Genomic DNA, 25,560 nt, shown 5'->3' with positions numbered 1-25,560 from the left:
GCAAAGGATTAAATTCCTTGCTGCTTTTTTTTATTTCATCGCGATGGCCTTTCTGGCGTTGCGCACATCATTCTTCAGCAATTCGCTCAGGTTGTAAGCCGGATATTGACCGCGTTCTTCCATATACTCAAAGACCATTTGATGCCACTTGATGGCAGCGTTTAAGTGCTTGACGAAAACGTGTCTTAATTGAGGTGTGGCCGTCTCTGTAATGGCTCCGGCATAATTGCGGACAGATGTTTTGGCCAGGATGAGCAGGCCGCCGCTGTAAAAGGAGGAATCAGCGCGCTCTTCTGTTTCATCCTCACGAAAAGCGGGAGCTTCAGGGAAGAAAGGAAGCAGTTCACGCAGATTTTGTTCCAGCGAATGGATGGAAAATCTGTAAAGCTGTTTTAATCTGGCATCGCTTACGTCCCGCTCTGTTCTTTTTAATTTCACAAGTCCGTTTGCCTGGAAAGCCACTAACTCATGCAGTTCTAACGTTTCATGCCATGCTAATGTTCTCCGCTCAGTCATGGTGTAAGAATCTCCTTTATCCTTCATTTTCACTTTCAGCATATGCCCCGGTTCCGATGTTGTTCCTGATGTTTTGAAGTTTCCAGAAAGGGAAAATCAATGTAAAGGAAATACGAAATAGAGGTGAAACTATATGTGGGACATGATAAAGAACTTCTTCCTTTTCAGCAGCGGGGTTTTGCAGGCGACCACTCTCTTACTTATCGTTATCGTCTTGTTATATGTACGAAAAACCAAAAAGAAAAACAGAGATACTTCTGGTTTCATGGATGATCAGGATCACTGATACAACGGGCATTCTTTCACTGGGATGTCCGTTTGTCTGTTTTCATGTTTCACATGGAACATTGCGGCTGTCCGCGCTCATTTTACTTGCGATTTCGACTTATGTTAAAATATATACGTGTATTTTGGAGAGTTTATGGAAAATTCAGGTCTTGAAAGAGACATTGCGGCGTCAAAAGAGCAGTCGTCTAAGCTGCTCTTTTCTATTCGTATGTTCGAATGATACAAGGTTTGAGGTGAGTAAGTGAAAAATACAAGGGCTCTAATAGAAGGCGCCATTTTGATCAGTATTTTTGCAATCATTTCCCTTTTGGTCGTGTACCTCCCTTTACTGGGGGCAATTCTTTTCTTTGCTTTGCCGCTGCCGATCATTCTTTACACCATTCGGAACGGTCTGAAGCCCGGGGTATGGATGGGGCTTGCCAGCCTTCCTGTCAGCTTTATTGTAAGTTCGTTTACCGGGCTTACAGGCGCTTTTACGGCGGCCTGTACGGGAATTGCCATGGGATATTATTTTAAAAAGAAAAAGCCCGGCTATGCGGTTGCTGCCGGCGCTATGGCGTATGTGCTGTGCGGCGTCGTTTTTTTTGTGGTCAGCATCGTGTTCCTTAACATGAATGTGGTTGATACCACCATGTCCCAGCTTCGGGAGTCGCTGTCTGTGGCTGATACCATGTCAAAACAGCTGGGTTACGGAGACCAGTTCGGGAAGCAGATCAAGCTGATGGAAAGTCAGCTGAGCACGGTTCAATATCTTTTTCCGACAGTGCTCGTATTGACCGGCATCGTTTTTTCTTTCCTCAGTTATGCTATGGCAAGGCCGCTTTTACGGCGATTTTCCCCTGATCTTCCGAAGATGAAGCCTTTTAGAGATCTCAAACTCCCGCAAAGCGTTGTCATTCTGTATTTTATTGTGACGATATTAGGGTTTCTGCCTTTAGAAAAAGGGCATATGCTGTATTCGGTTTCATTGAATGGGGGATTTATTCTCAGCTTGCTGATTTGTATTCAAGGATTAGCGTTTATTTTTTTCTATTGCCATGAGATGGAGATGCCGAAAGCCGTGCCTGTATTAGCAATTGTGCTGGGGGTGCTTTTTCCGCTCATCTTGTCCGTGTATCTCCTCTTAGGCATCATTGACATAGGCTTTAACATAAGAAATAAGGTGACGCGAAATTGAGTGTGACTTACAGGTGGGGAGTTGATAGAAATGCCTAGTTTTTATGAAAAACCGTTGTTTCGGTATCCCATCTATGCATTGATTGCATTGTCAATCATCATAATCCTCATCAGCATTTACTTTAACTGGCTGATAGGAGCCATCGGTGTTGTGCTGCTCGCCGTGATCTTGTTTTTCATCAAGCGTGCGGATTCTCTGATCAGAAAAGAAATTGACGATTATATCTCCACGTTATCGTATAGATTGAAAAAAGTAGGCGAAGAGGCATTAATGGAAATGCCTATCGGGATTATGCTGTTTAATGATCAATATTACATTGAGTGGGCGAATCCGTTTTTGTCTTCCTGTTTTAATGAAAGCACGCTCGTCGGACGCTCGCTATATGACACATGCGAGGCCGTCGTGCCGCTGATCAAGCAGGAGGTCGATTCGGAAACGATCACCTTGAATGAGCGGAAGTTTAAAGTAGTGATTAAAAGAGATGAGCGCCTGCTTTATTTCTTTGATGTGACAGAACAGATTCAGATTGAAAAGCAGTACGAAAATGAGAGAACCGTGCTGGCATATATCTTCTTAGATAACTATGATGACGTCACACAGGGGCTGGACGACCAAACGAGAAGCACGATGAACAGCCAGGTCACCTCATTATTAAATGCGTGGGCGCAGGAGTACGGTATTTTTCTGAAACGGACGTCCTCGGAGCGGTTTATCGCGGTGTTAAATGAACACATTTTAACGGAGCTTGAAAACGCGAAATTTTCAATTTTGGATGAAATCCGAGAAAAAACATCCGTCCACACTGTATCTTTGACCCTCAGCATCGGGATCGGCGCATCGGTTTCTTCCTTGAAGGAGCTTGGAGATCTGGCGCAGTCCAGCCTCGATTTGGCTCTCGGCCGCGGAGGCGACCAAGTGGCGATCAAAATGCCGAACGGCAAGGTGAAATTTTACGGCGGCAAAACGAATCCGATGGAGAAGCGCACAAGGGTGCGCGCCCGGGTGATTTCTCACGCGCTCAAGGAAATTGTCTCAGAAAGCAGCAATGTCATTATTATGGGGCACAAATTTCCTGATATGGACGCGGTCGGAGCCGCAATCGGAATATTGAAGGTGGCGCAGGCCAACGGCAAAGAAGGCTACATCGTCATTGATCCGAACCAGATCGGATCAAGCGTTCAGCGCCTGATTGAAGAAATTAAGAAATATGAAGAGCTGTGGTCGCGGTTCATCACGCCGGAAGAGGCGATGGAAATTTCAAATGATGACACGCTGCTTGTCGTCGTTGATACACATAAACCATCCCTTGTGATGGAAGAGCGTCTCGTGAACAAAATCGAGCACATCGTTGTGATTGACCACCACCGCAGAGGCGAGGAATTTATTAAAGACCCGCTGCTCGTTTATATGGAGCCATACGCTTCATCCACCGCAGAACTCGTGACGGAGCTGCTTGAATACCAGCCGAAGCGGCTCAAAATCAATATGATTGAAGCGACGGCCCTGTTAGCTGGTATAATAGTGGATACGAAGAGCTTTTCCCTTCGCACGGGCTCGCGGACGTTCGACGCCGCTTCTTATTTGAGAGCGAAAGGCGCAGATACGGTTCTGGTGCAGAAAGTTCTCAAAGAATCCGTCGGTTCTTATATCAAGCGGGCGAAGCTGATCCAGCATACGTCTCTTTATAAAGAACATATCGCGATTGCTTCTCTTCCTGAGAACGAAGAGGAGTACTTTGACCAGGTGCTGATTGCGCAGGCGGCTGATTCCCTCTTATCGATGAGTGAAGTGGAAGCTTCATTTGCGGTAGCCAGACGGGATGAGCATACGGTGTGCATCAGTGCGAGATCGCTGGGCGAGGTCAATGTGCAGATTATTATGGAGGCGCTGGATGGCGGAGGGCATTTAACCAATGCGGCAACCCAGTTATCGGGCATTTCTGTCTCAGAAGCGCTCGTCCGGCTGAAGGAAGCCATTGATGAATATTTTGAGGGAGGCGTTCAGAGATGAAGGTTATTTTCTTACAAGATGTAAAAGGTAAAGGAAAAAAAGGCGAAATGAAAAACGTAGCAGACGGTTATGCACATAACTTTCTCATTAAAAAAGGCCTCGCTGTCGAAGCAAATGCGACAAACATCAGCGCATTGAAAGGACAGAAAGAAAAAGAGAAAAAAGAAGCGATTGCCGAGCTTGAAAGAGCGAAAGATTTGAAAGAAACGCTTGAACAGCTGACTGTTGAGCTGAGTGCCAAATCCGGTGAAGGCGGCCGCCTGTTCGGGTCTGTCACAAGCAAGCAGATCGCAGAAGCGCTGCAAAAAACGCATAAGATTAAAGTGGATAAACGGAAACTGGAGCTCCAAGACGGTATCCGCACACTGGGATATACAAACGTTCCTGTAAAGCTGCACCCTGAAGTTCAGGCTGTGCTGAAGGTTCACGTAAAAGAAGAAGCGTAACACACAATGAAAAACCCGCCGATCCGGCGGGTTTTTTTTATGTCAGCAGACGGCGCAGCGCAAGAAAATGATGAGATTGTTTCATTTCCGATCGCTACCAGATTGCATATTATATTACATCATAACGAAGGATGTGTCGGTATGAAACGATTTTTTTCTGAAACATATTTTAATAATCCGGAGAATAAAAAGGCGCTGGAGCATTATCCGCTGATCGGAGACGGAAAAGACGGGGAAGTCTACCGCTTAACACACAACAAATGCATAAAATACTTCTTTGAAAAAGGGACATGCAAGAAGGAATTGGCGGCTTTAAAGACCGGACAAGGTTCCCCGGTGATTCCAAGACTGTATGAATACGGAGATCGTTATATTGTGATGGAATATGTCCAAGGCACCTCTCTTGCCCGCCATATCAGAAAAGAAAAATCCCTGTCCGTCAAACTGACTGCTGATATTTTAAATATGCTGGATGAATTAAAAAGAATCGGTTTTACCAGATGGGATGCCGAAATCAGGCACATTCTGATTAACGAACACGGAAATCTTAAGGTCATCGACCATAAAAGAGCTTTTTCCGCCATTACCCGGTTTCCCGTAAAACTATTAAAAGGACTGGACAAATACGGCTTGGCGGATGAGTTTTTGAACACTATAAAAAAATTAAATCCGTCACGTTACCTGGAATGGCAGCCGCACATGTAAGTTTCTGAAAATCCGCATATGTAAGTTTCCTTTTTTTAGGGTCGTCATATGATATTTGTAACATTTGTTTGGTGGAGTGTGGAAAAAATGGCAGAATACATTATGGTTATCGGCGCTCATCCCGATGATGAACTATTGGGAGCAGCGGGCACCATAAAACGGCTGATCAATGAAGGATATAAAGTGATTTCCATTATTACGGCATTAGGAAGAAAAGAAGAAGCTCATCATATTAAACAATTAGGCGAACGCGCGAATCAAGAGCTTGGAATTGAGAAAGTCATCTTTTTGGAGCATACGAATTTAGAGCTGGAATGTATCCCTCTTCATAAGCTTGTCAAAGAATTAGAGCAGCTCATTCGCGTCTATCAGCCTGATAAAATCTTTACACATCATTACGGCGATATCAATATGGACCACCAGAGAACATTCCAAGCAGTTTTAACAGCCGCCAGACCGCTTCCGAATCAAAAGCCTATCGAACTGCTTACGTTCGAAACGCTATCTTCAAGCGAGTGGGAGAGGAATACGGCTGATAAACTCTTCAAACCTAATTACTTCGTTAACATCACAGACACAATGGATGCCAAACTCGCGGCGCTTCACCACTATGACGTAGAAATGAGGGATTACCCTCATCCCCGTTCATATGAAGGCGTTAAACATTTAGGAAGAGTCAGAGGGATGACGGCGGGTGTAGAATACGCTGAAGCTTTTGAAGTCGTGCGGAGGATCTGGAAATGATCAAGACATTTTCCGTCCCGTATCCGTATATGGTTCAGACGCTTGACCGCTACTACGGGGTCAAAACGCTCCCTCAAAAAAAGGCGGCAGTAAAGACACAGTTAAAACATGAACATCATATTCCGCGGTTATACAGGAAAAAAAAGAAGTTATCCATTTTGATTGCCACGTTTTGGGACTACCCGCACACGGGCGGTTTATCAAACTATATTAAAACGCTTAGTGAAGGCCTGAAAAAGAGGGGTCATAAGGTCGATGTCATCTCCCCTAATCTGTTTCCGTCCGCACAGGTAAAAGAACTGCGGGCGGCTGTTGTTCCGAAGTTAAAAGATTTCTTTAAGGACAGATATGGGGATTATAACAATCATATTTTGAAAAATAATAGGCTGATGTTTATATACGAGCAAATGCTTCAAAAGATTCATTTGGAAAGATATGATGTGTTTCATGCTCAAGATTTATTTACAGCCAATATATTAGGCAGATTCAATCAAATCTATAAGAAACCTTTATTTTTCACACCGCATGGCATGTTTACTTTCAACAGACTTAAATTTCACATCTTTAAAAAAGGATCGGTAGAAGAGTTTTATTATAAAAAACTAGAGATGAAAGCCATTGAATACGCAGATCGCCTGATTATTATCAGCGATACGTTCCGCAGCCCGCTCATGAAGCTCGGAGCCGAACAGGAAGACATGACAACGGTGATCACAGGAATCGATTACGATGCAAAAACAGGCGGGAAAAGAAAAATCCCGCTGCCGAAAAATAAGATCATCATCTCGTGTATTGCAAGATTAGGCCCGAGAAAAGGACATAATCATTTGCTTGACGCACTTTCACGAATTCCGTCTGATGTGCTTGAACATGTTCAAGTGCTGATCGCGGGCGACGGAGAGATGAGGAGCGCCTTAGAGGAACAGGCTCGAAAACTGAATCTATCTATGGTCTCCTTTTTAGGAAAAAGAGATGATGTTCCCGCTATTTTGAATATGACGGATATATTCGTACTGCCGACCATTAATGATAGTCTGCCCATCTCGATTATTGAAGCGATGTTCAGCGGCTCGGCTATCATCGCGACCGATTGCGGGGGTATTCCGGATCTGATCCGCCATAACAAAACGGGACTTATTGTCGAGCCGGGAAATGCAAAGGTTCTTGCCCGGGCTTTAGCGTTTTTTATCTCTAACAAATCTGCGCGGGAGAAGGCTGCTTCAAACGCAAAGGCCTACGCGGAGAAATATTTAAGCAGTGAGACGATGATAAAAAATATCGAATCGATTTATCAAAATACCAACAGCTCGGAGGGAGATCATGAAACATGAACATGCAGCCGTTGTACTTGATTTCAGTGCAAACGGGATTGGGATCATTCGCAGTCTGGCCCGAAGAGGAATCGATGTTTACGCGTTTGACACGGAGGGACCTTATCGTATCGGAAAATCAAGATTGGCAGATTGCGGGATATGTCCCAGCCCTTTAACACAAGAGGAAGAACTGCTGACATTCCTGACTGATTTCGGGAAGCGATTCCAAGCAAAGCCGGTTCTGTACGCAGGATCTGATGATTATGCGGGATTTATATCTAAATTCCGCGAGACATTAGCCGGTTTTTTTTTATTTTTGCTCCCGAGCCGCTCTCTGTTAGAAACGGTCTTAGATAAAAGCAAAGCATATGAATTAGCGGTCAAGCATAACATCCCCTGCCCGAAAACCTTTTTTCCGAACAACCGGGATGAGCTGGAAGAGGCCATCGCCAATATTGACTTCCCGTGTATTTTAAAACCGGTGGCCGGCCATGAATACAGAAAAAAAGTAAACAAAAAAGCAATTGTAATGAAGGATGCCGCACAATTGCGCAAGGAGTTCAGCTCCTACAGAGAAAATGGAGAACTGCTCGTACAGGAGATCATCCCCGGAGACAACCAGTGTTTTTATAAAGTCGCCACTTTTTATGATGACCAAATGAAATTAATCGGTTTATTCTCTCTGCAAAAGAACCATCAATTCCCTGCTGATTTTGGCGCGGGGGCCCACGTCGTCAGCAAACGGCTTCCTGATTTAATCGAGAAGACCCTGCCGTTTTTTGAAGCGATTCAGCTGAAGGGAGTAGGCATGGCGGAATTTAAAAAGGATCCCCGGGACAATGTTTACAAGTTTATCGAAATTAATCCGCGCTTTTGGCTCAGCCATAGCCTGACAGAACCGGCAGGCATTCATTTCGTTTACATGTACTATCTGTATTTGACCGGACAACATGTGAAGCCCCAGCTCGAACAAAAAGACGGAATCAACTGGATTTATGAGGTGCGTTACTTCTTAACGTTTTTGAAGAAACGAAAAAGAGGAGAAATGACGTTCCGGGATTTTTGGAAAGGGTGTAAAGGAAAAAAAGAGTACGCTCTTTTTGCTTGGAATGACCCGATGCCATTTATCAGAAACACTTGGTCTCATCTCAAAAACAGCTGGAAACGGAAGCGGAAGGAAGATCGGCATGTATGAAAAGGAGATTTTGTATGGCGCATTTCAAAAACTGAGAATTGACGAAAAACTGTCGTATTCGTTCGGTGAAAGGGCTGCGGTGAATCCGGATGACATCACATGCCTGAAATCAACGGACAGAAGCTCCATTTATAAACTGTCTGTAAAGAAAAAATCCGGCACTGTTCCGCTGATATTGAAGGTATATAAATCTTCCCGTGAAAAAAACAAGGTCGAGATTAATATATACGGGAAAGCCCGTTCTGTTTTAGGGGATTTGCTGCCGGACATCTATCATATAGAAGAAAGTGACCATGAAACGTGGATATTTATGGAGTTTGTCAGCCAGATCAGGGGACAGCTTACATTTCACCCGAAGCATTTCAAGTATATTATTCCGTCTGTCGCAGAACTGCACAGCCGCACCTTTGAAAACAAGAATATTTCTGACGGTAAATGGCGGTCGTGGCTGCCGGTATACGAATCGGAAACCATGAGAAAAGGGCGTAAAAAGCAGATCAAAAAGACAGCGGAATTATTGGATAGAGCTCTTAAAGATGAGCGCACAAAAGATATCGTGAAGCCTCATTATCGGCAAATCACAAACTTGCTTGAGCAAGAGGAGCCGGATTTTTTCCCTGAATTGATACAAAACGGCTCAGCCATCACACACGGTGATCTTCATATGCAGAATATCTGCACCCACGATGCGTCCGGACATGAACCGTGGGATATTCAATTCATCGATTGGGAATCCGCAAAATACGCGCCGGTTTGGTTTGATATGACGGTGCTGGTCGAAATTCTGCTTGGCTTCAGAAAAGATTGGAGCCGGCACGCAGAAGATATTCGGACGTATTGCGTAAAAGTGTATACGAAAGAAATGAAAAAGCGGGGCATTCATTTTCAGACCCCTCCTATGACGCTTTATAAAATGGCTTATTTGCAGAGAACACTTGAGAAAGGGCTTCATACCCAATTGCGGAGAATCTTCGACAATCGGGGAGGGGAACTGCTGCCGTATCATGTTGACAAAGTGTCAAAATGGGGACGGGAATTAGGATTATAAGTTTGAGAGAGGGGGAGCGGATTTGAAAGAAGAGATTGGCAAGCCGAACGGTCTGGTGCCTCCAGCCTTATTGCGCGTCATGGATCAATCTTACGGGATCGAACATCAAGGTGAGCCAGAGATGCTGTATTCATTCTGTGCGGAAGGAAAAAGCTCCCCCAAACGAAAAAAGCCATTGCGTATTCTGTACGCAACCTTTCTCCGTTACCCGAATGTCGGAGGGTTGGCGAGTTATATCACATCAATTAAGACCGGTTTTGAGCGCATCGGTCATCAGGCGGATGTCATCTCGCCGCTCCAAATGCCGCCAACTTTTTTTCAGGAAGATATCCCGCGGGCCGCTGACGAGATCAGAGCGTTTCTTGTTGGCAGATACGGCGCCGCAAATGAAAAGTTTGTGAAGAATCTCAGCTATTTACATGTCTTTCAAAGATTTTTGAAGGAGAAAGACTTAGAACAATATGACCTGTTTCACGCGCAGGATTTATTTGCGGTATTTTTGCTGGGATACCTTAATCAAGCGTATCGGCGTCCTCTTTTTTTCACGCCGCACGGACATTTTACGAAAAGCCGGATGAAGTTTCATAAAATCCAAAAGGGTTCAATAGAAGAGGCATATTTCAGTGAAATAGAAAGGCAGGGTATTCGGGCTTCGGATAAAATCATTACAATCAGCGACTCCTTTCACGAGCCCTTGCTGGAGTACGGAGCGAAGGAGGCTCAGCTGACGACTGTTCATACCGGCATTGACATTCAGGATGCCCCTGAGTCAAAACGTGCTGAAAAGCTCGTGATTGCGTGCGTTTCCCGTCTGACCGAGCGAAAAGGACATGATGTGATGTTGGACGCTCTCGCCCGCATCCGGCACCATTTATCCGGAGTTGATATATGGATCATCGGAGACGGAAACATGAGAGGGTTTCTGGAGGAAAAGAAACGGAAACTGGGCCTCTCAAATGTGTTTTTCCTCGGAAAACGACGTGATGTGCCGGCGCTTTTGGCTGAATCATCTATATTTGTCCTGCCGACATTGAATGATAATTTCCCTATAGCGATCATCGAAGCGATGTTCTCAGGTCAAGCCATTGTCGCAACTGACTGCGGAGGAATCCCTGAGATGATCCGGCATGAGGCCACAGGGCTTATCTGTCAGCCCGGCAACAGCCGCGAACTTGCTGATGCTCTCGTAATGCTGATTACGGATCAGTCTCTCAGGGAACGGCTTGGAAAAGAAGCGCGCTCCTATGCGGGCCGGCATCTGCGTCAGGAACTGATGGTTTCAAAAATAGAAAGGATTTATCAATCATTTTTCTGAATGATACCGGCGCCGCATGACAGGTGCTTCAAGAGCAAAATAAAGAGGCCGGTGTTTAACTATCCAGCCTCTTTCCGAACTATTTTTTCATCTCATACAGAGTCTGCTGACTTTGTCCGCCCGGGCCGCCTGTCATTCCTTGCCGGGCTGAGCTTGTTTTTCCGGTGCTGTATTGGTCAGCTGAGATTTTTGTGCCGTTCTTTTTAATCCATGAGACAAGCTTCGTGTTGCCTGAACTGTTTCCGGATAATAAGAAATACTTCACTTTTCCATCATCAACAAGTTTTTTCAGCTGTGAGACTGTTTTACCAAAATTTTCTTTACGGAAAAAAGAGGCGGAAAGCCATCGCTTCCGCCTCCCGCACATATATATGAGAGAGCAGCCTTTATTTGTGATCGTTCTCTTTTTGGATTTCAGCTAATTTGGCAAGCAGAATGTGCTGAGGCATGTGCATGATTCTCTCAAGCGGCATATTCAGTGATTCTGCGAGCTTTTGCGCCGTTTCGGCGGAAATTTGCAGCGGTTTCATGTGATCACTCCTTCCGTTTCTTTATTGTACTAAAATCAGAAATCTATCGTAAGAGGATATGACAAAGGAATGGAGGTTTGAAAAGCGGGGCTTTATAACAGAATGGGGGAGGTTTTTTATGCAATCGCCATTGATGTTATTACAGCTGAAGCTGGCTGATTATCAGAAAAAAGCCGCAGAACTGCGGACAATTGACGAATTTATCATACTGAAACAGACATTGCAGGACATGATGAAAGTATTCGCCGCCTGTGAAGAATGGGAGCTGTATCAAAAAACGGCCGATCTCATGGCGCAGACGGTGCTGCACATCCGTTTCATCGAATAAGAAAAGCCCTCGCTCGGGCGAAGGCTTTTCTTAAAAGGACCGTTCTTCTTCAATGTTTTTATGCTGATCATAAATGACAAGCTTAGACGGGCTGTTCTCTTTAGCCGTCTGCTCCGCTTTCTCGATCGCCGCGTCCTTTGATGTATAAAGAGCCGTCGGCGCCACATTTTCCACCTTCACAAACCATCCGTCCGCATCAACACTGGGTGTTACTGCATATGTTTTCATCCTTCTTACCTCCTGGTTTCGATTTATTTATCAGTTTCCCGGCATTCAGAATGGCGAAACACGCAGCCGCTGTTTGACAAATACAGGGAAAGTGATATTTTTCTATTCTTTTTCATGAGAAATGGTAAAATGGAGTTTGGATATTTTTTAAGGAGAGGACGGTGCTTAGCATGACAGACCTTCTGAATGATCGGCTGCCGCCGCAAAACATAGAAGCTGAGCAGGCCGTGTTAGGTGCTGTTTTTTTACAGCCGTCTGCGTTGACACTGGCTTCTGAAGTGTTGATTCCGGATGATTTCTACAGAATGTCACATCAAAAAATTTACAATGCCATGCTCGTGCTCGGAGACCGCGGTGAACCGGTTGATTTGGTCACGGTAACGTCAGAGCTTGCGAATACCGATTTGTTAGAAGAGGTGGGAGGCGTCTCTTACCTGACGGACATCGCGAATTCCGTTCCGACAGCGGCTAATATAGAATATTACGCGAAAATCGTTGAGGAAAAATCCATTCTCCGCCGTTTAATCAGAACGGCGACCTCGATTGCTCAAGACGGGTATACGCGCGAGGATGAAGTTGAAGATTTATTAAGCGATGCGGAAAAAACGATTATGGAGGTCGCGCAGCGAAAAAATTCGGGCGCCTTCCAAAATATTAAAGACGTGCTTGTGCAAACATATGACAACATTGAGCAGCTTCACAACCGGAAAGGCGATATTACCGGGATTCCGACCGGTTTTATCGAGCTTGACCGGATGACGGCGGGGTTTCAGCGGAATGATTTGATCATTGTCGCGGCCCGTCCGTCTGTGGGGAAAACGGCGTTCGCCTTAAATATTGCGCAAAACGTGGCCACCAAAACGGATGAGAGCGTCGCGATATTCAGTCTTGAGATGGGTGCCGAGCAGCTTGTCATGCGTATGCTCTGCGCCGAAGGGAATATTAACGCCCAAAATCTCAGAACGGGAAATCTGACGGAAGAAGATTGGGGCAAGCTGACGATGGCGATGGGAAGCCTGTCAAACAGCGGTATCTTTATAGATGACACCCCCGGCATCCGCGTCAGCGAAATCCGTTCAAAATGCCGCCGGCTGAAGCAGGAAAACGGATTGGGCATGATTTTAATTGACTACTTGCAGCTCATTCAGGGAAGCGGCCGTTCGAGCGACAACCGCCAGCAAGAGGTATCGGAAATTTCACGGGCGCTAAAAGCGCTGGCGCGGGAGCTTGAAGTCCCGGTCATCGCTCTGTCTCAGCTCTCCCGGGGTGTTGAGCAGCGGCAGGATAAACGTCCGATGATGTCAGATATCCGTGAGTCGGGAAGTATTGAGCAGGATGCCGACATCGTCGCCTTCCTGTATCGTGATGATTACTATGATAAAGAATCCGAAAACAAAAACATCATCGAGATCATTATCGCCAAACAGCGTAACGGCCCGGTGGGCACCGTCTCACTGGCTTTTGTGAAAGAATATAATAAGTTCGTAAACCTGGAAAGGCGCTTTGATGACGGCGGTGTTCCGGCAGGTGCGTAAAGCCTCAAGCAATGTCTTGAGGCTTTTTTTCATCCGAAAGAATGAGAGAATGCCGTCCGTTCGGCAGACGAAAAAAAGAAAGCGCTTTTATATAATGGCATGAAGGGAGGGATGATGATGACAATTGAATTTCCGCAATTTCAAGCGGCGCAAATCCGGATTGCCCGGCCGACCGGACAGCTTAAGGAAATCATCAGATTTTATGAAGAGGGCCTCGGGCTGAAGAGGGTCGGCAGCTTTTCCGGACATAGAGGCTACAGCGGTGTCATGTTCGGCCTGCCCCATACGCAATATCACTTAGAATTCACCGAAGAAACCGGCTCGTCTCAACCAGCGCCCGTTCCGCACGGCGACAGCCTGCTTGTCTTTTACATCCAGGATCAGCAGGAGGTCATTCGCATCAGCACGAAATTAAAGCAGATGGGATATGAGGAGAAAGCACCCGAAAACCCGTACTGGAAAGAAAAAGGCGTGACCATCGAAGATCCTGACGGCTGGCGGGTCGTCCTGATGAATACAAGCGGCATATAAATGACTGTCTGAAGAACCCTGATTACGGGTTCTTTTTCTTATTAAAGCATGAAAGTTTCGGGAGTAATAGATAGCAAATGAAAGAGAAAACGCTTTTAATCATGTTTAAGGCGAACAAATATAGATTGATAAGATTTTAATGTTCGGATTTAAGATTGACTTTCTGTTTCGGCACTGATACACTTAATTTGTTTGAATGAGACATCGTTTTGAAAGGTTAACGGAGGTGCACGGATATATGTCTTCAGTAGTCGTAGTAGGTACGCAGTGGGGCGATGAAGGAAAAGGTAAAATTACAGATTTCCTATCAGAAAATGCAGAAGTGATCGCACGTTATCAAGGCGGAAACAATGCAGGACATACCATCAAGTTTGATGGCGTCACGTACAAGCTTCATTTAATCCCATCAGGAATTTTTTATAAAGAAAAAGCGTGTGTCATCGGGAACGGAATGGTTGTTGATCCGAAAGCGCTCATAACGGAGCTTGCGTATCTTCATGAACGCAATGTGAGCACGGATAACTTGAGAATCAGCAACAGAGCCCACGTCATTCTTCCATACCATCTGAAACTGGATGAAGTAGAAGAAGAACGCAAAGGGGCCAACAAGATCGGCACAACGAAAAAAGGCATCGGACCTGCTTATATGGACAAAGCGGCGCGGATCGGCATCCGGATCGCAGACCTGCTAGATCGTGACGTGTTTGCAGAAAAGCTTGAACGGAACCTTGAAGAGAAAAACCGTCTGCTTGAAAAAATGTATGAAACGGAAGGCTTCAAAATTGAAGATATTCTGGATGAGTATTATGAATACGGCCAGCAGATTAAAAAGTATGTATGCGATACATCCGTCGTCTTAAATGACGCGCTGGATGAAGGCCGCCGCGTTTTATTTGAAGGCGCTCAAGGGGTTATGCTTGATATTGACCAAGGGACATACCCGTTTGTCACTTCATCCAACCCGGTCGCCGGAGGGGTGACGATCGGTTCAGGCGTAGGCCCGACAAAAATCCAGCACGTCGTCGGTGTATCTAAAGCGTACACAACCCGTGTCGGTGACGGTCCTTTCCCGACTGAGCTGAAAGATGAAATCGGAGATCAAATCCGTGAAGTCGGACGCGAATACGGCACAACGACAGGCCGTCCGCGCCGTGTCGGCTGGTTTGACAGCGTTGTTGTCCGCCACGCCCGCCGCGTCAGCGGAATCACAGATCTTTCTCTGAATTCAATCGATGTGCTGACTGGCATTGAAACATTGAAAATCTGTGTCGCTTACCGCTACAAAGGTGAAGTGATTGAAGAATTTCCGGCAAGTCTGAAAGCTCTCGCAGAGTGTGAACCGGTATATGAAGAAATGCCTGGCTGGACGGAAGATATCACAGGCGCAAAAACATTAAGCGATCTTCCTGAAAATGCGCGCCATTATCTGGAACGCGTGTCTCAGCTGACAGGTATTCCGCTTTCTATTTTCTCTGTCGGTCCCGACCGTTCACAAACGAACGTCATCCGCAGTGTATACCGCGCTAACTAAGAATTTGCAGCAAACAAGCCTCCGGTCACGGAGGCTTGTTTTTTTATGTAGGAAAAAAATAATAGATTTTTTTCAAAAAAGTAGTTGCCACTTTCGAATGTTCTATGATATTATAAATCTCGTTGTTACGGAACAGCTTCAATAGAGTACTGCAAGAAAGCTTTTGTCTCAATGCTCTATGATACATAATCCGACACATCAAGAGCCATTAGCTCAGTTGGTAGAGCATCTGACTTTTAATCAGAGGGTCGAAGGTTCGAGTCCTTCATGGCTCACCACTTTTTATGGCCCGTTGGTCAAGCGGTTAAGACACCGCCCTTTCACGGCGGTAACACGGGTTCGAATCCCGTACGGGTCATTGATTTACTTTAGCGTTATTGCTAACTCCTTATTTGTCCTCGGAGGGCCGCCACGATACGGCTCTCCGGACAAATTACTGTAAGGTCCGGTAGTTCAGTTGGTTAGAATGCCTGCCTGTCACGCAGGAGGTCGCGGGTTCGAGTCCCGTCCGGACCGCCATTTTACTTTACTTTATAGTATAGAAAAGAAACATCTGGCTCGGTAGCTCAGTTGGTAGAGCAACGGACTGAAAATCCGTGTGTCGGCGGTTCGATTCCGTCCCGAGCCACTTACCCAAACGCATCTGCAATAGTAGGTGCGTTTTTTCTTTTGTTATAAAAAAAGGGAGAGCCGGCTTTTCAGCCGGCCCAGAAGAAGACGTCAAACACTAGACGGCGTTTTTTTTCGTGAGGTTTCAAAAAAATATTATTTTTTAAAAGAAAATAAAAAACATGACAAAAGGATGGCAGTTCAATACGTTTTTGCGCTGTTCTCTTTAATTTTTTTATCTTTTGACCTGAAACCGTTATAATAGACGGGGAACGTTTTTCACGATCCGAATTGTGATCATCATGAAACATCAATAGATGAAATGAAGTCATTCTGGCAGGAGGAAAATCAAGATGATGGATAAGAAAATCCTTGTAGTCGATGATGAAAAACCGATTGCAGATATATTAGAGTTTAATTTAAGAAAAGAAGGCTATGACGTGCATTGTGCGTACGACGGAAACGAAGCCGTGGAAATGGTGGAGGAGCTTCAGCCTGATTTAATTCTTTTAGATATTATGCTTCCGAATAAAGACGGAGTTGAAGTGTGCCGGGAAGTCCGGAAAAAATATGATATGCCGATTATTATGCTGACGGCAAAAGACTCGGAGATTGACAAGGTCATCGGGCTTGAAATCGGAGCGGATGACTATGTCACGAAGCCTTTCAGCACGCGTGAGCTTCTGGCCCGCGTCAAAGCGAACCTGCGCCGCCAGCTTACGGTTGCGCCGGCTGAGGAAGAATCAGCTTCTAATGACATTCATATCGGTTCTCTCGTCATCTTCCCTGACGCTTATGTCGTATCAAAAAGAGAAGAAACGATCGAGCTGACCCATCGTGAGTTTGAATTGCTTCATTACTTAGCCAAACATATCGGACAGGTTATGACGCGTGAGCATCTGCTGCAGACTGTGTGGGGCTATGACTATTTCGGTGACGTGAGAACGGTGGATGTAACAGTGCGCCGCCTTCGCGAGAAAATCGAGGATAATCCGAGCCATCCGAACTGGATCGTCACAAGACGGGGTGTCGGTTATTACTTGAGAAACCCTGAACAGGACTAACCGGCGATGAATAAGGTTGGTTTTTTTCGGTCGATTCAGTTTAAGATCACGCTGATCTATGTGCTTCTCATTATCATCGCCATGCAGATTATCGGCGTGTACTTTGTGAAACAGGTGGAGAATTCTCTTCTCAAGTCCTATGAATTATCGTTAAATCAGCGGATTGACAATCTATCCTATTATATTGAGCAGGAATATAAAGGAGATAATGACAGCACCGTCATTAAAGATGACGTCAAACGGATTTTGAATGATTTTACGAAGAATAATGAAATACGGGAGATTACATTTGTTGATAAAAGCTATGAGGTCGTCGGTTCTTCGAGGCCTTATGGCGAGGAAATAGCGGGGAAACAGACGACTGACCCGATTTTTAAACGGATTTTCTCAACAAAACAGGCCTATTCAAAAAAATATTATGATCCTAAAAGCAAAAACAGAGTGCTGATTTCAGCGAAACCTGTCGTCACAGAGAATCAGGAAGTTGTCGGCGCGATTTATGTCGTGGCCAGTATGGAAGATACCTTTAACCAGATGAAAACCGTCAACTCGATTCTTGCTTCTGGAACAGGCTTAGCCCTTGTTCTGACGGCTCTTCTCGGTATATTTCTCGCCCGCACCATTACCCATCCGCTGTCGGATATGCGTAAGCAGGCGATGGAACTGGCAAAAGGGAATTTCTCCAGAAAGGTGCGGAAATACGGGCATGATGAAATCGGTCAGCTCGCAACGACATTCAACCATCTGACGAGAGAGCTTGAAGATGCCCAAGCCATGACGGAAGGGGAGAGAAGAAAGCTTTCTTCCGTTATCGCGTATATGACGGACGGTGTTATCGCTACGAATCGCAACGGGGCTATTATTCTTTTAAACAGCCCTGCGCTTGAGCTTCTGAATGTTTCACGTGAAACGGCTTTAGAGATGCCGATCACGTCTTTATTGGGCATAAAAGAGAACTTTACATTTGAGGATTTAGTAGAACAGCAGGATTCAATGCTGCTGGAGATCGAACGTGACGATGAGACGACTGTACTGCGGGTGAATTTTTCCGTTATTCAGAGAGAGCACGGAAAAATCGACGGTTTAATCGCGGTTCTTTATGATGTCACCGAACAGGAAAAACTCGATCGGGAACGCAGAGAGTTCGTTGCCAACGTGTCTCATGAGCTGCGGACACCGCTGACGACCATGCGAAGCTATTTAGAGGCGCTTGCGGAAGGCGCGTGGGAAAACAAAGATATCGCTCCTCGTTTCTTAATGGTGACCCAAAATGAGACTGAGCGCATGATCAGATTGGTGAACGACCTGCTCCAGCTTTCTAAATTCGACAGCAAAGATTATCAGTTTAATCGGGAGTGGATTCATATGATCCGCTTTATGTCACTGATTATCGATCGTTTTGAAATGACGAAAGAACAGCATGTCGAATTTATCCGCGAGCTTCCGGACAGAAATCTGTACGTGGAGATTGATCAGGATAAAGTGACGCAGGTTCTCGATAATATCATTTCTAACGCACTGAAATACTCACCGGAAGGCGGACATGTCACTTTCTCAGTCGATGTGAATGAGAAAGAAGAGCTGCTTTATATCAGCGTAAAAGATGAAGGTATCGGCATTCCGAAAAAAGATGTGGAAAAAGTCTTTGACCGTTTCTACAGAGTGGATAAAGCGCGCACAAGAAAACTCGGCGGCACCGGGCTCGGCCTTGCGATTGCAAAAGAGATGGTTCAGGCTCACGGCGGAGACATTTGGGCCGACAGTGTAGAAGGCAAAGGAACGAAGATTACATTTACTCTTCCATATAAAGAAGAGCAAGAGGATGATTGGGATGAGGCGTGAAAATATAAAAACAGTCATACTGTCAGTGCTGGTCGTCATTAGTCTTGTTTTAACATGGGGAATTTGGACATTCCAGCCCAATTTTTCAGAAGGCACGGCCTCAACCAAATCGACTGTCCGGGAAAAGCATAAAATTGATAAAACGAGCCAAAAAGTATCGCAAACGGTAAAACCCCGGGATATGTTTATTCATACAAACGGCTCTCATTACAAAGTGAATGATGAGACGCTCTTTAATGACCTGTGGGCGGATTTGCCGCAATGGGAAGTAAAAGGGATGAAGGATATTTCCGATCAATACGACAAGCTCGGTTTTAAAAATTGGCTTTACGGCAGAAACGGCAACTCGGCAAAGCTCGATCTGCAATTCAATGACACCATTCCGATTGATTTCTTCCAAACGATGTTTAAATGGTCGAATCCGTCAATGGAATACAGCTCATTTGACCATATTGTCATTCCATTTAATGAGAATAAGACAAATAAAAAGATTTACATGGTCTCATACAGCAAGCAGCTGATTTTGGAAGTGACTGTGGAATCGGCGAATTACCGCAATCTGATGAATGAGCTGTACAGCAAAAAGTCGAGTATGCCGTTATACCACCTCTATTCGGTCGGAAAAAGCAAAGAATTTCTCATGCCGAATGCGCGGTTTAATATGAAGGAAAAAGAATTTATTACTGAAACCATTAAGACGAACCTGTTTAAGCAGACACTTTTTAATGATCCGAGCACGGTCAGAGAAGACCCGAATTACAATCGGAATGTGCTGACTGACGGAATCAGCCGTCTGGAAATCAATTCGACACAGCGGCAGATTCAATTCCAGCATCGGAACCTGGCACAAAGCGCTTCTTATCAAACAGGCGAGCTGATTAAGAAAAGCTATAAATATTTAGAGGATACGGGAAGCTGGACGGATCATTATCAATTTTTCAATGTGAGTGATAACCAGCAGCTGAGTTTCTACATGTTTAAAGACCAAATGCCTGTGATCAACAGCATGTCTAAGCCTTTCGGATCCGGACCTGTTTTGACCCTGCAATGGGCCAATGACGAGGTTCTCAGCTACAAGCGGCCGAACTATGTTCTCGGACCGAATCCGATTAAAACAAAAGACGTAAAAATGATGAACGGCAATGAGGTTGTGTCTCTGCTGGAGCAGCAGGATAAATACGACGTGAACAAAATCGACCAGATCTTCCTGTCCTATCAAATGGTCTCTTCATCAACGAATGATCTCGTTGAGCTGGAACCCGTCTGGAGTATGAAAATCAACGGGAAGATCGTCCCGATTACGAAAGATCTGCTGGGGAAGGAGGAGGACGATAATGGAGTGGAATAAGACAAAAACGATCTTCATCATTGCCTTCCTCATCCTCGATATTTTTCTCGGCTATCAGTTTTTTGAAAAACGCTCGAGCAGTGAATACGAAGTGATTAAAAATTCAAATGTGGAAAAAGACATGGAGATGGATCATATCACTTTCGGCAACCTGTCTTCTGATTCCGCGACGGGCTACCGGCTGACGGCGGGCCAAAAGGTATTTACCGCAGAAGATATTGATGCTTTGAAAGATCAAAAGCCTTTAATGGAGATGCCGGCGGATGATCATAAGGTTACGACGCTGAAAATGAAACTTACCGATCCGGTCGGTTTATCGAAGCAAAAACCGCAGGAGGATGCGGAATCGCTCGTCAGCTCTAAAATAACCGGCGGTGAAAAATATAAACTGTGGAAAGTCGACAAGGATAAAAAACAGATCATTTTTTACCAGATGTATGACGGCCAGTTTATATATCAGGATTTTGACTCGTCCACGGATGCGATCGGACAGGTGATTCTGCATCTGAACGATAAAAACGAGGTCGTATCTTACGAGCAGACCATGCTGGAGTCATTCAAGCGAATCCAGACGGAGAGCCTGATTCCTGAGCTTGATGCGGTCGAATTATTGTATTCTCAAAATTACTTAAAAGCGAATTGCGCCGTTAAAAGCGTTAAGTTCGGCTATATTGCCCAATATCCGCTGACAAGTACGCAGGTGCTGGCGCCGGTATGGAGAATTACAATCGAAGATAAGTCAAAAGGGACGAAGAAAAAGACACTGCAAACGTACACTGTGAACGCATTGGAAAGTACAGTCATTGATAACAATCAAAATAAATAATGGAGTGAGACACAATGGGCTTGCAATTTAGCGTGCTTGCGAGCGGGAGTACCGGAAATGCGTTTTATCTGGAGACAGATGAGCACTCTTTTCTGGTGGATGCCGGCCTGAGCGGTAAAGCGATGGACGGGCTGATGGAGAGAATCGGCCGCAAGATAGACGACGTCGACGGCATCTTTGTCACTCACGAGCACAGCGACCATATTAAAGGGCTCGGCGTCATTGCGAGAAAGTACGGACTTCCCGTCTACGCCAATGAAAAGACGTGGAAAGCGATGGAGAATCAGATCGGCAAGCTGGATACCGGACAAAAGTTTCTGTTCCCGATGGAAAGCGTGAAATCCTTCGGCGGGCTTGATGTCGAGTCATTCGGCGTCTCTCATGACGCGGCCGAGCCGATGTTTTATGTTTTCCACTACCAAGGCAGAAAGCTCGCGCTGATGACGGACACCGGGTATGTGAGCGACAGAATGAAAGGCATTATCCGTTCGGCCAATGTGTTTGTGTTTGAAAGCAACCATGATGTCGGCATGCTGCAAATGGGCAGATACCCATGGAGCATTAAGCGGCGGATTTTAAGCGATGTCGGCCACGTCTCGAATGAAGATGCGGCGCTCGCCATGACTGATGTCATTGGCGACGGCACATCGCGCATCTATTTGGCGCATCTGAGCCAAGACAACAATATGAAGGAACTGGCGAGAATGTCCGTGCAGCAGACATTGGCTGCGAAAGGATTTGTCGCCGGGGAAACGTTTCAGTTATTTGATACCGATCCGAAAATCCCGACGCCGCTGTGCGCCGTGTAATTTTTCCAAATGAATCATGATTATTAATCCGCGATCTGACCCACACTATAAGCAAATCGAGTAACCTTGAAAGGATTTGAGATAGGGTGGATTATAATCGCGATGATGAACAGTACGCCTCCGAACAGCCCCGCCGCAGCAAGAGAGGGTACTTTCTATCAAGTCTGATCGGCGTCATCGTCGGGGCCGCGCTCATGGCATTCCTGCTGCCGTACTGGACAGGCGGAGACCATGGGGAAAGCAGCAAAAGCACCAGCCAGCGTCTCGGCAGCGAACAGGTGAAAACAGTCAACGTAAATGTCAATGACGCTGTCACGAATATGGTCAGCCGTGTATCGGATTCGGTAGTCGGCGTTCTCAATATCCAAAAGACCGATATTTGGGGAGAGGGCGGCGAAGCGGGAAGCGGGTCGGGCGTCATTTACAAAAAGAACGGAAACACTTCTTATATCGTAACCAATCACCATGTCATTGAAGGTGCGACTGAGATTGAGATCAGCCTGAAGGATGGCTCACGCGTGCCTGCTGAGCTGATCGGGAGCGACCGTCTGATGGATCTCGCCGTGCTGAAGGTGAAGTCTGATAAGATCAAATCGGCCGCCCAGTTCGGCAATTCCGATCAGGTCAAAGTCGGAGAACCGGTCATTGCGATCGGAAATCCGCTCGGACTTGAATTTGCGGGATCAGTGACACAGGGGATCATTTCAGGCACGGAAAGGGCGGTGCCTGTTGACTCAAACGGCGACGGACAGCCGGATTGGAATGCGGAAGTGCTGCAGACCGATGCCGCGATTAACCCCGGCAACAGCGGCGGCGCTTTGATGGATATATCGGGCAAGGTGGTCGGCATCAACTCAATGAAGATCGCTGAATCCGCCGTTGAAGGCATCGGCCTGTCCATCCCGTCAAAGCTTGTCATTCCCGTTATTCAGGATTTAGAAAAATACGGAGAAGTCAGACGGCCTTTCCTCGGTATTGAGATGAAATCCTTAACGGATATTGCGAGTTACCATTGGAGCCAGACGCTGAAACTTCCGAAAGGCGTTAAAACCGGGGCGGTCATTATGGGTGTCGACGCGTTTTCACCGGCGGGAAAAGCGGGTTTGAAAAAGCTCGACGTGATTACCGGGTTCGACGGACATAAGGTCAATGACGTTGTGGATCTCCGTGAGCGCCTGTATCGCAAAAAGATCGGCGACCGTGTGAACATCACGTTCTACCGTTCGGGAAAGAAAAAAACAGCGGAAGTCAAACTGACAGAAGCGGATCGATTACAAAAATAAAAAAACAGCCCGGATATCCGGGCTGTTTTTTATTGATTTATTTGTTAATATTATACTATTGTGAAAACGGGAGGTGAAACACATGAAAACGGCTGATGTGATCATCGTATTGAATGAAATTGAAGGTGAATGTGAAGGAAGAATTATTTTAGAATGCAGAATTTAAGAACATGAAACATGTCATACCAAACGTCCTTTTTCAGGGCGCTTTTTTTATGCCTTTTTTCAGAGGCCATAAAAAAGAACTGAACGCGGGTCACAACACGTTCAGTTAAAAAATGGGTATATTTAGAAAAAGGTAGACATGAACTTAGAACTTTGTGATTGAAACAGACTGGTGCTGCTGAATTGAAGCGGCAGATGAAACTGCCGGCAGCTTTTTTGTTGTTATTTGCAGATGGCTCCGTTTTGAGCGTTTACTTTCACCAATTCAGCTTAGATTCCGTTTTGTTTCAGATAAAAGCGAATAATAGAAGGGGAAGCGAAAAAAATAAACACAGGCTGATACATCTAAGGAGAGACTGCATCATGGAGAAGTTGAAAGGCATCAAGCTGCTGAGTGCAGACGGCGAGTCTGCACTCATTGATTCTTTAACGATGGGGCTTCATCACGGAACGGTCCTCGGAGAAGACAATATCGTCGAGGTGTACATCCGTTCTTTGCGCGAAAAGCTGAAGGACAAAGAACACAAGGTGATTCGCACGGTTCGGGGCGCCGGGTACAGGGTGGATCTGGCATGAAACGGCTGTACAGAACCCTGCGATTCCAGCTCCTGTTCAGGTCACTGGCGATTTTGGCTTTGCTGTTATGTTTTATCGGCGGCACTCAGTACATGTTTATGACACGGACGATGTATGAAAATCAGGCGATCAGCATTCAGAGTGATATCAATTCAATGGATCAAAGCGTATGGAGGTCAATCACAACCCTTGCCCGTTCCGAAACACCGGCTCATCCGAATTTGATTTACCCCGGGGTGACGGTTGCTTTTATCAATCCATCATACAAGATGTCTGTTTTATCAGAAGACCCGCACGCGGGGGCCGCTCCTTCTTTTCCGAAAAAAGTGTATCAGGATGCGCTGAAAGATACAATGGCGCTTCACTATCAGGTGGCTCACAATAAGGCGGGTGAGGAAATCATCGTCGTGTTTCAGGCGATTTCCGTTGACGGAAGGCAGGCGGGAGTTGTGCAGATGAGCACGCTGACCCAGCCTCTGAATGATTCGCTTTTCCGCCAGATCAGCATTTTCGCGGTGCTTTCCTTTGCGGCTTTGGTCATCGGACTGTTTGTTTTCTTGCCGGTGATCCGGCTCACACTCAAGCCGCTGTCCCGCATTGTGCGTATGATGGGTGACATTCATGCCGGAAGTCTCGATAAACGGCTGCCGATCGACAGGAAGCAGGCCGAAATTGAGTCATTGGGCATCTCCATCAATCAGATGCTGGAACGGATTGAAACCTCTTTTCAAGCGGAAAAAGAAGCGAAGGAACGAATCCGGCAGTTTGTATCAGACGCATCACATGAGCTGAGAACGCCGCTTACCTCCATTCACGGCTTTATCGAAATTTTAATGCGCGGAGCGGCGGAGAAGCCGGAGCAGAAAGAAAAAGCGCTTCAAAGCATGTACGCGGAATCCGCCAGGGCAAATAAGCTGATAGAGGATCTTCTGTTTCTCGCGAAGATTGACCGGGTGCCGAGCTTTGAAATGAAAAAAGGCGCATTGGGAGACGTCATTTTGGAAATGGAGGCTCAGCTGAAGCTGCTCGCGAGAAACCGGAAGCTCGAGTTCTTTGTCGATCAAAAGATAGAAGCCGTTTTTGACAAAGACAAAATGAAGCAGGTCATTCTCAATCTATTTTACAATGCGGTGCAGCATACGGATGAAGACACGGGTGTCATCACCGTCTCCCTGCAGAAAGACGGAGGAATCATGCTTATGATTGCGGATAACGGAACGGGAATCGCTCCGGAGCATGTGCCTCATTTGTTTGACCGGTTTTACAGGGCGGAAACCTCCCGATCCCGTCAATCCGGCGGCGCGGGGCTGGGTCTTGCCATTACAAAAACCATTATCGACAGCCATAACGGAACAATTGAAGTGAAAAGTGAGCAGGGAAAAGGCTCCGTGTTCATCATCCGGCTGCCGGGATAAACCGGGAAGCAGGAAGAAATATCACAATTTATATATAAATTCTAAATTTTCAAAAAATAACTTGTCCTTTTCCAATATTGATGATAATATCTAGTTATTGGTAAAGGGGGTGTGTACTGATGAAGATTGAAGAACTTGATCTTGATACAGAAACAGCAAGCTTGGTGCATCGCTGCTAGTAAA

General features: G+C 45.8%; 25 protein-coding genes, 4 tRNA genes and 1 pseudogene. 26 read left to right on the top strand and 4 right to left on the bottom strand.

All coding sequences use genetic code 11. From position 1 onward, the window contains the following. Positions 1–30 precede the first annotated feature (30 nt). Positions 31–516, bottom strand: a complete 486-nt coding sequence (locus G4O42_RS19540) for a spore coat protein (protein ID WP_007407913.1) — start codon at positions 514–516, stop codon at positions 31–33. Between the two features lie 133 nt (positions 517–649). Here G4O42_RS19540 and G4O42_RS19535 point away from each other — a divergent pair, with 133 nt between their 5' ends. From G4O42_RS19535 to G4O42_RS19490, 10 genes are all read left to right on the top strand, one after another. Beyond that, a complete protein-coding gene (locus G4O42_RS19535) occupies positions 650–802 on the top strand; it encodes a hypothetical protein (protein ID WP_004393059.1) in 153 nt (50 codons plus the stop codon). Between the two features lie 243 nt (positions 803–1,045). Continuing rightward, positions 1,046–1,981 carry a YybS family protein gene (locus G4O42_RS19530; protein WP_032875396.1) on the top strand — a complete coding sequence of 312 codons (936 nt, stop codon included), beginning with the start codon at positions 1,046–1,048 and terminating at the stop codon, positions 1,979–1,981. A gap of 30 nt (positions 1,982–2,011) precedes the next feature. Then, positions 2,012–3,991: a DHH family phosphoesterase gene (locus tag G4O42_RS19525; protein ID WP_007407911.1), complete on the top strand. Its 1,980-nt coding sequence runs from the start codon at positions 2,012–2,014 to the stop codon at positions 3,989–3,991. Continuing rightward, the gene (rplI, locus tag G4O42_RS19520) at positions 3,988–4,437 is read left to right on the top strand and encodes a 50S ribosomal protein L9 (RefSeq protein WP_004393063.1); all 450 of its coding nucleotides are present in this window, start codon (positions 3,988–3,990) and stop codon (positions 4,435–4,437) included. Before G4O42_RS19525 ends, rplI begins: the two co-directional genes overlap by 4 nt. Before the next feature lie 6 nt (positions 4,438–4,443). Next, complete coding sequence (locus G4O42_RS19515) at positions 4,444–5,142, top strand: protein kinase family protein (RefSeq protein ID WP_077723107.1); 699 nt, start codon at positions 4,444–4,446, stop codon at positions 5,140–5,142. An 87-nt stretch (positions 5,143–5,229) separates the two neighbouring features. Beyond that, positions 5,230–5,886, top strand: coding sequence for a PIG-L deacetylase family protein (locus G4O42_RS19510; RefSeq protein WP_004393067.1), 657 nt, complete (start codon positions 5,230–5,232; stop codon positions 5,884–5,886). Then, a complete protein-coding gene (locus G4O42_RS19505; RefSeq protein ID WP_032875399.1) occupies positions 5,883–7,217 on the top strand; it encodes a glycosyltransferase family 4 protein in 1,335 nt (444 codons plus the stop codon). Before G4O42_RS19510 ends, G4O42_RS19505 begins: the two co-directional genes overlap by 4 nt. Beyond that, a complete protein-coding gene (locus G4O42_RS19500) occupies positions 7,207–8,394 on the top strand; it encodes a carboxylate--amine ligase (protein WP_032875403.1) in 1,188 nt (395 codons plus the stop codon). The genes G4O42_RS19505 and G4O42_RS19500 overlap by 11 nt, the downstream gene beginning before the upstream one ends. Beyond that, positions 8,387–9,442 (top strand): phosphotransferase, encoded by a 1,056-nt coding sequence (locus G4O42_RS19495; RefSeq protein WP_032875406.1) that lies wholly within the window; start codon positions 8,387–8,389, stop codon positions 9,440–9,442. Before G4O42_RS19500 ends, G4O42_RS19495 begins: the two co-directional genes overlap by 8 nt. Positions 9,443–9,464: 22 nt before the next feature. Then, positions 9,465–10,757: a glycosyltransferase family 4 protein gene (locus G4O42_RS19490; RefSeq protein WP_032875409.1), complete on the top strand. Its 1,293-nt coding sequence runs from the start codon at positions 9,465–9,467 to the stop codon at positions 10,755–10,757. Between the two features lie 79 nt (positions 10,758–10,836). Here G4O42_RS19490 and G4O42_RS20060 read toward each other — a convergent pair. Then, positions 10,837–11,061 (bottom strand): annotated as a pseudogene (locus G4O42_RS20060) (mannosyltransferase YkcB-related protein); the annotation flags it as partial. Positions 11,062–11,143: 82 nt separating this feature from the next. Further along, positions 11,144–11,287, bottom strand: a complete 144-nt coding sequence (locus tag G4O42_RS19480) for a YycC family protein (RefSeq protein WP_014306172.1) — start codon at positions 11,285–11,287, stop codon at positions 11,144–11,146. Positions 11,288–11,405: 118 nt separating this feature from the next. Here G4O42_RS19480 and G4O42_RS19475 point away from each other — a divergent pair, with 118 nt between their 5' ends. Continuing rightward, positions 11,406–11,615, top strand: a complete 210-nt coding sequence (locus G4O42_RS19475) for a hypothetical protein (RefSeq protein WP_015418617.1) — start codon at positions 11,406–11,408, stop codon at positions 11,613–11,615. A 30-nt stretch (positions 11,616–11,645) separates the two neighbouring features. On the opposite strand, the gene G4O42_RS19470 is transcribed toward G4O42_RS19475, so the two are convergent. Continuing rightward, the gene (locus G4O42_RS19470) at positions 11,646–11,843 is read right to left on the bottom strand and encodes a DUF2188 domain-containing protein (protein ID WP_007407900.1); all 198 of its coding nucleotides are present in this window, start codon (positions 11,841–11,843) and stop codon (positions 11,646–11,648) included. A gap of 170 nt (positions 11,844–12,013) precedes the next feature. Here G4O42_RS19470 and dnaB point away from each other — a divergent pair, with 170 nt between their 5' ends. The 15 genes from dnaB to G4O42_RS19395 all read left to right on the top strand — a co-directional run bounded on the left by dnaB (position 12,014) and on the right by G4O42_RS19395 (position 25,377). Further along, the gene (gene dnaB, locus G4O42_RS19465) at positions 12,014–13,378 is read left to right on the top strand and encodes a replicative DNA helicase (protein ID WP_004393100.1); all 1,365 of its coding nucleotides are present in this window, start codon (positions 12,014–12,016) and stop codon (positions 13,376–13,378) included. Positions 13,379–13,495: 117 nt separating this feature from the next. Beyond that, complete coding sequence (locus G4O42_RS19460; RefSeq protein WP_032875416.1) at positions 13,496–13,909, top strand: VOC family protein; 414 nt, start codon at positions 13,496–13,498, stop codon at positions 13,907–13,909. Between the two features lie 238 nt (positions 13,910–14,147). After that, the gene (gene purA, locus G4O42_RS19455; protein WP_012118894.1) at positions 14,148–15,440 is read left to right on the top strand and encodes an adenylosuccinate synthase; all 1,293 of its coding nucleotides are present in this window, start codon (positions 14,148–14,150) and stop codon (positions 15,438–15,440) included. A gap of 202 nt (positions 15,441–15,642) precedes the next feature. Next, positions 15,643–15,718, top strand: a tRNA-Lys gene (locus tag G4O42_RS19450). A gap of 8 nt (positions 15,719–15,726) precedes the next feature. Next, positions 15,727–15,798: transfer RNA gene (locus G4O42_RS19445), tRNA-Glu, on the top strand. A gap of 84 nt (positions 15,799–15,882) precedes the next feature. Continuing rightward, positions 15,883–15,959, top strand: a tRNA-Asp gene (locus G4O42_RS19440). 36 nt (positions 15,960–15,995) lie between these two features. Continuing rightward, positions 15,996–16,068, top strand: a tRNA-Phe gene (locus G4O42_RS19435). 337 nt (positions 16,069–16,405) lie between these two features. Continuing rightward, entirely contained in the window at positions 16,406–17,113 is a 708-nt protein-coding gene (gene walR, locus G4O42_RS19430) for a cell wall metabolism DNA-binding response regulator WalR (protein ID WP_004393104.1), read from the top strand. 6 nt (positions 17,114–17,119) lie between these two features. Next, on the top strand, positions 17,120–18,955 hold the full coding sequence (gene walK / locus G4O42_RS19425) for a cell wall metabolism sensor histidine kinase WalK (protein WP_004393106.1): 1,836 nt from the start codon (positions 17,120–17,122) through the stop codon (positions 18,953–18,955). Continuing rightward, positions 18,945–20,303, top strand: a complete 1,359-nt coding sequence (gene yycH, locus G4O42_RS19420; RefSeq protein ID WP_032875419.1) for a two-component system activity regulator YycH — start codon at positions 18,945–18,947, stop codon at positions 20,301–20,303. The genes walK and yycH overlap by 11 nt, the downstream gene beginning before the upstream one ends. Continuing rightward, positions 20,290–21,129 (top strand): two-component system regulatory protein YycI, encoded by an 840-nt coding sequence (locus tag G4O42_RS19415; RefSeq protein WP_007614971.1) that lies wholly within the window; start codon positions 20,290–20,292, stop codon positions 21,127–21,129. Before yycH ends, G4O42_RS19415 begins: the two co-directional genes overlap by 14 nt. Positions 21,130–21,143: 14 nt before the next feature. Continuing rightward, on the top strand, positions 21,144–21,938 hold the full coding sequence (locus G4O42_RS19410; RefSeq protein ID WP_007614969.1) for an MBL fold metallo-hydrolase: 795 nt from the start codon (positions 21,144–21,146) through the stop codon (positions 21,936–21,938). 86 nt (positions 21,939–22,024) lie between these two features. Beyond that, positions 22,025–23,221 (top strand): S1C family serine protease, encoded by a 1,197-nt coding sequence (locus G4O42_RS19405; protein WP_007614967.1) that lies wholly within the window; start codon positions 22,025–22,027, stop codon positions 23,219–23,221. A 528-nt stretch (positions 23,222–23,749) separates the two neighbouring features. After that, positions 23,750–23,962, top strand: a complete 213-nt coding sequence (locus G4O42_RS20300; RefSeq protein ID WP_032875422.1) for a winged helix-turn-helix domain-containing protein — start codon at positions 23,750–23,752, stop codon at positions 23,960–23,962. Further along, a complete protein-coding gene (locus G4O42_RS19395) occupies positions 23,959–25,377 on the top strand; it encodes a sensor histidine kinase (protein WP_032875425.1) in 1,419 nt (472 codons plus the stop codon). Before G4O42_RS20300 ends, G4O42_RS19395 begins: the two co-directional genes overlap by 4 nt. Positions 25,378–25,560: the final 183 nt, after the last annotated feature.

This window comes from Bacillus sp. LUNF1, assembly GCF_011008975.1.
GTDB classification, from domain to species: domain Bacteria; phylum Bacillota; class Bacilli; order Bacillales; family Bacillaceae; genus Bacillus; species Bacillus velezensis.
Note: the sequence above shows the minus strand (reverse complement) of the source record. Positions and strands in the feature narration are given on the sequence as shown.